Origin of the sequence: Hydrogenophaga sp., from assembly GCF_041633695.1 — a bacterium.
In the GTDB taxonomy this organism is placed as follows: domain Bacteria; phylum Pseudomonadota; class Gammaproteobacteria; order Burkholderiales; family Burkholderiaceae_C; genus Hydrogenophaga.
In genome coordinates, this window is sequence record NZ_JBFJMY010000138.1 from 1 (window position 1) to 10,330 (window position 10,330).

The following is a 10,330-nucleotide window of genomic DNA, read 5'->3' on the forward strand; positions in this document are numbered from 1 at the left end:
CACCGCCAGAATGGCAAAACCGTACAGCACGATGGCCTGCGAACCTGCCAGCTTTTCTTCGCGCGACTGCCCGGTCCATTCAAAACCAAAGCCCTGTGGCAACTTGCTGGCCAGTTGCTCCATTTCGGCCAAGGCCGCGCCGGTACTGAAACCAGGTGCCGCACTGCCGCTGATGCGCATGGCGGGGTAGCCGTTGTAACGCACGGTCTGCATCGGGCCGGTGATCCAACGCGTGCTGGCAAAGGCCGACAACGGCACCGCCTGCCCTTTGTTGTTGAGCACCGTCAAGCGCAACAAATCATCGGGCTGCATGCGGTCCGGGGCATCGGCCTGCACAACCACGCGCTGCAAACGTCCGGCGTTCGGGAAATCGTTGATGTAGCTGGAGCCCAGCGAAGTCGCAATCGCGCTGGAGATGGCGTCAAAACCCACACCTTGTGCATTGGCCTTGTCGCGGTCGATGTCCAGTTGCAGCTGCGGCGCGTCTTCCAGACCATCGGGCCGCACACCGGCAAGCAGCTTGCTTTGTGACGCCATGCCCAACATCTGGTTGCGCGCGGCCAGCAGTGCTTCACGGCCCAGACCCGCCCGGTCTTGCAGGCGGAAACTGAAGCCCGACGAAGAGCCCAACTCCGGAATGGGTGGAGGGCTCAACGGGAAGATAAATGCATCGCGGATGCCCGACAAGGCACCAAAAGCACGCCCGGCGAGGCCTTCTGCCGAACTGCCCGGCCCGGTGCGCTCGCTCCAGTCCTTGAGCGTGACGAAAGCCAGCGCAGCGTTCTGGCCCTGGCCCGAGAAACTGAAGCCCAGCACGCTCACCATGCCTTGTACTTCCGGCTGCTTGAGCATGAAGCCTTCAACCTGCTCCATCACGTTCAGCGTGCGCTCTTGCGTCGCGCCCGGTGGCAATTGCACGTTCACCAGCATGGTGCCCTGGTCTTCGCCCGGCAGGAACGAAGTGGGCAAGCGCATGTACACCACAGCCGCGGCGGCCACAATGGCCACGTAGATCACGAGCGTGCGGCCTGCGCGCGGCAGCAACTTGGCCACACCGCCTTCGTAGCCTTTGGCGGTGCGTGCAAAGCGGCGGTTGAACCAGCCGAAGAAGCCCCGCTTCTCGTGGTGGTGACCGGCCTCGACCGGCTTGAGCAACGTGGCGCACAAGGCCGGCGTCAGCGACAGCGCCATGAAGGCGGAGAACGCGATCGACACGCCCATCACCGCCGAGAACTGGCGGTAGATGTTGCCGACCGAACCGCTGAAGAAAGCCAGCGGCACGAACACGGAGATCAGCACCACGGTCACGCCCACGATGGCGCCCGAAATCTGGCCCATGGCTTTGCGCGTGGCCTCCAGAGGCGGCAAGCCTTCTTCGCTCATGATGCGCTCGACGTTCTCGACCACCACGATGGCATCGTCCACCACGATACCGATCACCAGCACCATGCCGAACATGGTCAACACGTTGATGGAAAAGCCCATGGCCAGCAAAGCGGCAAACGTGCCGAGCAAGGCCACCGGCACCACGATGGTCGGGATCAGGGTATAGCGCCAGTTCTGCAAGAACAGGAACATCACCAGAAATACCAGCAACACGGCTTCACCCAGCGTCTTGGCCACTTCCTGGATCGAGATTTTCACGAAGCGCGAGCTGTCGTAAGGGATGGACCAGCTCATGCCCTTGGGGAAAAACTTTTCCAGCTGCGTCATTTTGGCGCGCACCGCATCGGCCGCAGCCAGTGCGTTGCCGCTGGGCGAGAGTTGCACGCCAATGCCCACCGCAGGGGTGCCGTTGAGCCGTGCCGAGGTGGCATAGGCCTGGGCACCGAGTTCGATGCGGGCGACGTCTTTCAGGCGCACGGTGGCGCCATCGCTGGTGGCGCGCAAGACCACGTTGCCGAACTGTTCCACGCTGGCGAGCTGGCCGTTCACCACCACGGTGGCGGCAATACCCTGGCCCGCGACGTTGGGCAGGCTGCCGATTTCACCCGCCGAAACCTGGGCGTTCTGTGCGCGGATCGCAGCGTTCACATCGGCTGCGCTGAGGTTGAATCCCAGCAGCTTGGCCGGGTCGATCCAGATGCGCATGGCGCGTTCGGTACCGAACAGCTGGGCCTGGCCAATGCCGGGCAAACGCTGCAATTCGGGCACGATGCTGCGCGACGCATAGTCGCCCAAAGCCACCGGGTCCCAAGCCGTGTCGTCGCTGGACAACATGGTGAACAGCAAGAAGTTGCTGCGCGCCTTGTCCACCCGAACGCCTTGTTGTGTCACCGCAGCAGGCAGGCGCGGCGTGGCCCGGGCAAGCCGGTTCTGCACGTCCACTTGTGCCAGATCGGCGTTGGTGCCGGGCTCAAAGCTCAGCGTAAGGTTGCCAGTGCCGTTGGCCTGGGCCACGGCTTCCATGTAGATCAGGCCCGGAGAGCCGTTCATTTCCTGCTCGATCACCGACAACACACTGTCTTCCAGCGTCTTGGCCGATGCGCCGGGGTACGCGGCCGACACCACGATCGACGGCGGCGCCACCGGTGGGTATTGCGCGATCGGCAACTGGGTGATGGACACCGCGCCCAGCACCATCACGAACAAGGCAATCACCCACGCAAAAATGGGCCGCTCAATGAAAAATTTCGCCATGGGGGGCGCTCCTTATTTCGCGGGGCCAGTGGCCGGGGCGGCTGCGCTGCCCGGCGCTTGCCAAGGCACCGGCTTGACCGGTGCGTCACCGCGCAGCTTCTGGAAGCCGTCCACCATGACTTGTTCACCGGCCTTCAAGCCATCGAGCACCACCCACTGGCCGTTCTGCTCACCACCCACTTGGATCGAGCGCGGGCTGACCTTGCCGTCCGCGCCCACCACCATGACCGAATCGCCCTGGGCCGAACGCGTCACCGCTTGTTGCGGCAGCGTCAGCGCATCGCTGGCCGTGGCCTGCTCCAGCCGCACACGCACATACAGACCAGGCAGCAGCACGCCGCCCGGGTTGGGCACCTCGGCACGCAACATGATCTGGCCGGTGGTGGCGTCGACCGTGAGATCGGTGAACAGCAAACGGCCTGCATGGGCGTACGCACTGCCGTCTTCCAACACCACCGTCACGCTGGCAGCACCGGCGCCGGCGCCGGCGCTCTTGAGCTGACCGCTCTCCATCGCCCGGCGCAGCTTGAACGCTTCGCTGGCCGACTGGGTGAAGTTCACATACATCGGGTTGGTCTGCTGGATCACGGCCAACTGCGTGGCCTCGCCCTGCCCCACCAGCGCACCTTCGGTCACCAGCGCACGGCCAATGCGCCCGCTGATGGGCGCGGTGACCTGCGCATAGTTCAGGTTGATGCTGGCGGTCTTCACCGCCGCGTTGCCCGCAGCCACATCGGCCAGGGCCTGCTTTTCCGACGCCACGGCGCTCGCATATTCCTGCTGGCTGACCGCGTTTTCCGCCAACAAAGGCTTGTAGCGCGCGGCCAGTGCGCTGGCCTGGGCCACGTTGGCCTGGGCACGCGCCAAAGTGGCCTGGGCGCTTTGCAAAGCGGCTGCGTACGGCGCTGCGTCTATGGTGAACAAGGCCTGACCGGCCTTGACTTCGCTGCCTTCGCGAAACAGGCGCTTTTGCAGAATGCCCGCTGCACGCGCACGCACCTGTGCCACCCGGGAGGCCTCCAGACGGCCCGGCAATTCGGTGATCAGACCCACATCTCCGGGCGCGACCGTGACCACCCCCACTTCGGCCGGTGGTGGTGCGCCACCGCCTTGTGCAGCACCTGCGGGCGCGCCGGATGGGCCACAGGCCACGAGCAAAGCGCTCAGAGAAAGTCCGCCCACCAACAAGGATGCGGCACGGGGAAAGGGGTGAACAAGACGCAAGGCGGGCATGGCTTTCCTTGGAGAGAAGGTGGCAAAAGAGGGGGCGCGGTCCAGAGTGGACCAGCCGTTGATGACAGCGGCAAGCGCTTGTAACCAAAGCGGCAAAGTATACATACATACTCGAATGTATGTATAGTCGGACGTACTTACACCGGCCTCATCGGAGACAAATCATATGGTCCGTCGCACCAAGGCAGAGGCGCAAGCCACGCGCAACGGTTTGCTCGACGCGGCTGAACTGCTGTTTCAGTCCCAAGGCGTCTCGCGCACCTCGCTCAATCAGATCGCCAGCGCTGCGGGCACCACGCGCGGCGCAATTTACTGGCACTTCCAGGACAAAGCCGACCTGTTCAACGCCATGATGGAGCGCGTCACCCTGCCCATGGAAGACACGCTCGGCTGCCTGAGCCGCAACGCCGACCAGCTAGACGACCCGCTGCACCACCTGCGCACCGCTGTGGCCGATGCCCTGCACAAGACCGCCTACGACGAACGCACGCGCCGGGTCTTTGAAGTGGCGACGCACAAGGTGGAGTACGTGGACGAAATGCGTGCCGTGCGCGAGCGCCATCTGCAGGTTCGCAACGCCTGTGTGGCCATGACCGAACAGACCTTGAAAGAAGCGGCCCAGCGCCAGTCGCTCACCATCGCCATGCCGCTCCAGTCGGCGGCCCTCGGGCTGCATGTGACCATCGACGGCCTGATCCAGAACTGGCTGCTCGACCCGCAGGCTTTCGACCTGGTGCAACAAGGCTGCCTGAGTGTGGACACCCATTTGCGCGGGCTGGGTTTTACGCTCAGCGACGTTCTGGCACCACGCCCGGCGGCAGGTCTGCCTTTGAAGGCAGGGCCAGGTGCAAAGCCGCTTGCGCCATCAGGTTTGCCGACACCGGCGCGGTCACGAAAACAAACAGCGTGATCAGCAACTCGGCCACGCCGGGATGACCCCGGCTGGCATTGACCAGCACAGACGCGATCAGCATGCCGCCCACGCCCAGGGTTGAGGCCTTGGTCGGTGCGTGCAGGCGCATGTAAAAATCGGGCAGGCGGACCAGGCCGATGGCGCCCACGAGCAGGAAAAATGCCGCGATGAGAATCAGGGCGGCGGCGGTCCATTCGATCAGGGGATTCATGGGTTTTCTCCAGTGTCGGTTTACTCAACCACGTCGCCGCGGCTGAGGTAACGCGCCAGCGCCACCGTGGCAACAAAGCCCAGCATGGCCACCAGCAAAGCCGCCTCGAACAGCAAGGCGGTGTTCCAGCGGATGCCGAGCAAGACGACCAGGGCGACCACATTCATATACAGCGTGTCCAGCGCCAGCACACGGTCGGTGATTTGAGGTCCACGCAGCAAGCGCCAACCGCACAACACCACCGCCAGCGTGACCGCCACCACCGCGATGTCCAGGGCCAGGTTCAATATGTCGAAGCTCATGCGGGGTTCTCCGGCTGGATGCGGAAGACGCGCAGCAATGCGCCTTCGTAGCGGGTCTTGATATCGTCCACCATGGCCGGTGCGTCGTCGCAATTGAGCGCGTGCACCAGAATGAAATCGCGGTCCTCGTCGATCACCGCCGACACCGTGCCCGGCGTGGTGGTGATGATCATGGCCAGCAAGGCATTGACCCGGTGGTGCTTGGTGGCCAGCGGCACTTGGATCCAGGCCGGCTGGATGCGATCGATGCGCCCCAACACCAGGCGGGCCACCGCGATATTGGACAGCACGATGTCCTTCAACACCACCCACAACAAGCGCCAGGCGCTGGGCCAGTGGATGTACTCGGCGTCGCCCAGAAAGGCGCGCAACAACCGGGGCACGATCAAACCGATCAGCGCCGCCGAGATCAGGTGCACCAGGGCCAGGCTGTGCGACAAGGCCAGCCAGCTGGCAGCCAGCAAGACCGACAGCACCGGATGTGCAAACCAGCCCCTGCGGCGCACCGCGCCCACCACGGCAGGGGTGCCTGGATTGGGTTCGGAACTCATCGTGCGCCCTCCTCTGTGGTCGGTGCCGTGGTCGCGGGCCGTGTCCCGTCGTACGGTCGTGTGGTCTGGGCGTTCACGCCGCCTTGTTCGCCCAGCACCGCCTGCGCGTAGGCTGCCTTGTTGGCGATCTGTGCGGCGGCGGCATCGGTGTAGCGCTTCACGGGTGAAGCCAGCACCGCCATCACCACCGTGAGCGCCATGAAGGTCCAGGTGGCCGACAGCAGCTTGAAGCTGGAACCCGAAGCCACCGGAACGGTGCCGACCTCGGGCTGCACGTGCCAGAACACAATCACCCCGGCACGGGCCAGGCCGATGATGGTGACAAAGCCCACGCCCAGCACCACGCTCCAGACCCAGGCCTGCGACGCCAGACCGGCCGAGCTCTCCAGCATCATGAGCTTGCCCAGAAAACCGGGCAACGGTGGCAAGCCCGCCGCCGAAGCCGCACCAAAAATCATCATCAGGCCGAGCAGCACCGGTTCGCGCACCGCCACGGCGGGCCGCAGCCTGTCGAGCGCATCACCGCGCTGGGCGGCCAGCAGTTCGACCAGCAGGAACAGACCGGCGATCACCACCGTGCTGTGCAAGGTGTAGTACAGCGCGGCCGACAGGGTTTCGGGCGTGAACAGGCCCACACCCGCCAAGATGGTGCCGACCGACGAAACCGTGAGATAGGCCACCATGCGGGCCATGCTGGTCGAGGCCAGCGCGCCCATCACACCGAGCACGCTGGTGGTCAGAGCCAGCGGCAGCAACCAGGCACCAGCGGCCAACGTGGCCTCCCCTGCTTCCAGACCGAAGATGCCCCAGTGCACGCGGATGATGCTGTAAACGCCCACCTTGGTCATGATGGCAAACAAGGCCGCCACCGGCGCGCTGGCCGAGGCGTAGGCGCCAGGCAGCCAGAAGTACAGCGGCACCACCGCGGCCTTGAGGCCGAACACCACCAGCAAGATCAGCGCCGCCGAACGCGCCAGCAGGGCCGAGTCGCCGGTGAGTTGCGCCACCCGCAGCGCCAGATCGGCCATGTTGAGGGTGCCGGTCACGGCGTACAACATCGCCAGCGCGATCAGGAACAGACCGGAGGCTGCCAGATTGAGCACCACGTAGTGCACGCCCATGCGCAGGCGCTCGCGCCCCTTGCCGTGCAGCAGCAGCACGTACGAGGCGATCAGCAGCACTTCGAAGAACACGAACAGGTTGAACAGGTCGCCGGTCACGAACGCGCCGCACAAACCCATGAGCTGAAAATGGAACAGCGCATGGAAGTAGCGGCCCCGCATGTCCCAGCCGCCACTGGCGTACCAGAGCACCGGCGCGGCCACCAGGTAGGTGAGCAAGACCATCAGCGCCGAGAGCCGATCCAGCACCATCACAATGCCAAACGGCGCCGGCCACTCACCCAGGCGGTACACCATCAGCTCGCCCGAGCTCGCCTGCCAGACCAGACCCGCAGCCATCACCGCGCCCAGCAACACCGAGCCCAGGCTCAAGCGGCGGCGCCAACGCAAACCGCTGCCCACGTGACCGCCACCAATACCACCCATGCCCGCCATATCGCCCAACAGCAACATGGCCATGGCGGTGAACGAGGGCAACACCACCGACAGCACGGGGGCGTGCTGCAGCCAGAAAGCCAATACCAGATCCCACATCAGAGCGGCCCTCCTGGCGTGCGGGACGCATCCAAGGGCGGCGCCGAATAGCCGGGTGCGTGGCCGGGCTCGTGGCCGTCCACATGGTCGCTACCGCTTTCGTGCCGGCTGCGCAGGGCCAGCTCGATCACAAAACCGGTGGTGGCAAAACCGATCACGATGGCGGTCAGCACCAGGGCCTGCGGCAGCGGGTCGGCGATCGGCCCTTCACCCACCAGGATCGGCTGGGCGTTCGACCACAGGCGCCCCATCACGAAGATGAACACGTTGACCGCGTAACCAAACAGCGAAAGCCCCAGCACCACCGCAAAGGTGCGCCCGCGCAGCATCAGGTAGATGCCGCTGGCCGTCACCGCGCCGATGCCGGTGGCCAGCAAAAATTCCATGCTGATCATGTCGCACTCCCTGGGTTGGTGTTGGCGGACGCCGTGCCCCCGCTTTCGCGGCTTACTTGGCCCAATACCGAAATCGTCAACAAGGTCGCACCCACCACGGTGAGGTACACCCCCAGATCGAACAAGGCCGCCGACGCCAAGGGCAAATCGCCCAGACCCGGCACGTGCGGGTGGCCGTGTGCGCTGGTCAGGAACGGACGCCCCCACAGAAACGCACCCGCGCCGGTGAGCCCGGCGGCCGACAGGCCGGCGCCAATCCAGCGCACGAAGCGGCGGCCGCCTTGTGCGCGCAGCAAGGCTTCGGCCCGGTTCTGGCCCATGGACATGAACTGCAACACCAGGGCCACCGCCGTGATCAGGCCGGCAATGAAACCGCCACCGGGCATGTTGTGGCCACGCATGAAGATGTAAACGGTGAACACCAGGGCGAGCGGCAACACCACCGATGCGGCCACACGCAACAGCAGCGGCTGGGTGGCGAAGGTCCAGGCACGGCCCTCGGTGTCTTCGGTCGGTCGGCGGGTACGCATGCCTTCCATCAGCGCCAGCACGCCGACCGCGGCGATACCCAGCACCGTGATCTCGCCAAAGGTGTCGTAGCCGCGGAAGTCGACCAGGATCACGTTGACGACGTTGGAGCCCCCGCCCACCGGCAAGACCTTCTCCAGGAAATACCAGGAAATCGAGTCGTGGTCGCGGGTCAGCAGCAACCACGACACCCAGGCCATGCCACCACCTCCGGCCAGGGCCAGCACACCATCGCGCACGCGCCGCGCCGTGCCGGACTCGTTGGGCGAGTTCGCGGGCAACAACGCCAGGCCCATGAGCAGCAGCACGGTGGACACCAGCTCCACCGAGAGCTGGGTGAGCGCCAGGTCGGGTGCCGAGAGGCTCACGAAGCTGAGCGCGGTGACCATGCCGACCAGCCCCACCAGCACCACCGACTGGAAGCGTGCGCGGTGGGTGAGCACGATGGCCACGCAGGTGGCCAGCAGCAGCAGCCAGATCGCCACAGCCAGCACCGAAGCGGGCAGCAGCTCGCGCGTGCCGGTGGCGATGTCGGCACCCAGCAGCGGCACCGCGCCCACCACCACGGCGGAACCCAGCAGCCAGCCCAGGTAGCGCTGCAGCGAACCGGTTTCCAGCCGCCGCGACACGCGCCCGGACAGTTCGAACAAGCCATCGATCAGGGCCTCGAAAATCCGCCGTCCGGTAGCCGGGCCAAACCAGGCCTCGGATTCCATGCGGTGCAGGCGCTTGCCCCGCGCCAGCACGGCGTAAAGAGCGACACCCGCCACCAGCGCCACGGCGCTCATGAGCAAGGGCAGATTGAAACCGTGCCAGAGCGCGAGGTGGTATTCGGGCAGGGGTTGGCCGGTGAGCGCGCCGGCCGCCACATGCACCAGCGGCCCGAAGGTGACCGCCGGGAACAGCCCGACCACGATGCAAATGACCACCAGCAAGCCGGCCGGCAGTTTCATGCCCAAGGGTGGCTCGTGGGGGCGTGCGTTGGGCACGTCCCCGATCGGGCCGTTGAAATACGTGTCGTGGATGAAGCGCACCGAGTAGGCCACGCTGAACACCCCCGCCAGCGTCACCGCCACCGGCACCACCCAGCCCCAGACGCCCGACGTACCCACCACCGCTTCGGTGAAGAACATCTCTTTCGACAAAAATCCGTTGGTCAACGGCACACCGGCCATGGACGCGGCCGCCACCATGGACAAGGTGGCGATCCAGGGCATGAAGGCCCACAGACCACCGAGCTGGCGCATGTCGCGCGAATGGGTTTCGTGGTCCACGATGCCCGCGATCATGAACAGCGAGGCCTTGAACGATGCGTGGTTGAGCACGTGGAACACGGCGGCCACGGCGGCCAGTGGCGAGCCCAGGCCGATCAGGAAAACGATCAGACCCAGGTGGCTCACGGTGGAATACGCCAGCAAGCCCTTGAGGTCGTGCTTGAAGATGGCGATGAAAGCCGCGAACAAGACCGTGACCAGACCCGCTGCGGTCACGATCACCTCAAAATGGCCGGTGCCCGCCAGCACCGGGTACATGCGCATGAGCAGGAACACGCCCGCCTTCACCATGGTGGCCGAATGCAGGTAGGCCGAAACCGGGGTGGGCGCGGCCATGGCGTCGGGCAGCCAGAAGTGGAACGGGAACTGTGCGCTCTTGGTGAAGGCGCCCACCAGGATCAGCAACAAGGCCGGCACGAACATCGGGTCGGCCTGGATCTGGGCCACCTGTGTGGCCATGGCGCTGAGTTCGTAGGTGCCGGCGATCTGGCCCAGCAAGACAAAACCACCGAGCATGGCCAAACCGCCGCCCCCCGTGACGGCCAGCGCCTGGCGTGCACCGGCACGGGCATCGGAGCGGTGGCTCCAGAAGCCGATCAGCAAGAACGACGACAGGCTGGTGAGCTCC

The 10,330-nt window shown here is 65.3% G+C and carries 8 protein-coding genes and 1 pseudogene; 1 reads left to right on the forward strand and 8 read right to left on the reverse strand.

All coding sequences use genetic code 11. The annotated features are described in order from the left end of the window. Both ABYB95_RS10475 and ABYB95_RS10480 read right to left on the reverse strand, forming a co-directional pair. The coding region (locus ABYB95_RS10475) for an efflux RND transporter permease subunit (RefSeq protein ID WP_372658441.1) at positions 1–2,640 on the reverse strand (2,640 nt) is incomplete at its 3' end. Positions 2,641–2,652: 12 nt separating this feature from the next. Continuing rightward, positions 2,653–3,873 carry an efflux RND transporter periplasmic adaptor subunit gene (locus ABYB95_RS10480; protein WP_372658442.1) on the reverse strand — a complete coding sequence of 407 codons (1,221 nt, stop codon included), beginning with the start codon at positions 3,871–3,873 and terminating at the stop codon, positions 2,653–2,655. Between the two features lie 166 nt (positions 3,874–4,039). Between ABYB95_RS10480 and ABYB95_RS10485 the strand changes: the two genes are divergently transcribed. After that, the gene (locus ABYB95_RS10485) at positions 4,040–4,783 is read left to right on the forward strand and encodes a TetR family transcriptional regulator (RefSeq protein WP_372658443.1); all 744 of its coding nucleotides are present in this window, start codon (positions 4,040–4,042) and stop codon (positions 4,781–4,783) included. Here the strand turns inward: ABYB95_RS10485 and mnhG are convergent. The 6 genes and pseudogenes from mnhG to ABYB95_RS10515 form a co-directional block, all read right to left on the reverse strand. Then, positions 4,755–4,997 (reverse strand): annotated as a pseudogene (gene mnhG, locus ABYB95_RS10490) (monovalent cation/H(+) antiporter subunit G); the annotation flags it as partial. The gene ABYB95_RS10485 and the pseudogene mnhG overlap by 29 nt on opposite strands. Before the next feature lie 20 nt (positions 4,998–5,017). Further along, the gene (locus tag ABYB95_RS10495) at positions 5,018–5,299 is read right to left on the reverse strand and encodes a K+/H+ antiporter subunit F (RefSeq protein ID WP_372658445.1); all 282 of its coding nucleotides are present in this window, start codon (positions 5,297–5,299) and stop codon (positions 5,018–5,020) included. Next, positions 5,296–5,850, reverse strand: coding sequence for a Na+/H+ antiporter subunit E (locus ABYB95_RS10500; protein ID WP_372658446.1), 555 nt, complete (start codon positions 5,848–5,850; stop codon positions 5,296–5,298). Before ABYB95_RS10500 ends, ABYB95_RS10495 begins: the two co-directional genes overlap by 4 nt. Continuing rightward, the gene (locus tag ABYB95_RS10505; protein ID WP_372658448.1) at positions 5,847–7,505 is read right to left on the reverse strand and encodes a monovalent cation/H+ antiporter subunit D; all 1,659 of its coding nucleotides are present in this window, start codon (positions 7,503–7,505) and stop codon (positions 5,847–5,849) included. Before ABYB95_RS10505 ends, ABYB95_RS10500 begins: the two co-directional genes overlap by 4 nt. Then, positions 7,505–7,891: a Na+/H+ antiporter subunit C gene (locus ABYB95_RS10510; protein ID WP_372658450.1), complete on the reverse strand. Its 387-nt coding sequence runs from the start codon at positions 7,889–7,891 to the stop codon at positions 7,505–7,507. Before ABYB95_RS10510 ends, ABYB95_RS10505 begins: the two co-directional genes overlap by 1 nt. Before the next feature lie 5 nt (positions 7,892–7,896). Beyond that, a partial coding sequence (locus ABYB95_RS10515; RefSeq protein WP_372658449.1) for a monovalent cation/H+ antiporter subunit A occupies positions 7,897–10,330 on the reverse strand: 2,434 nt, incomplete at its 5' end.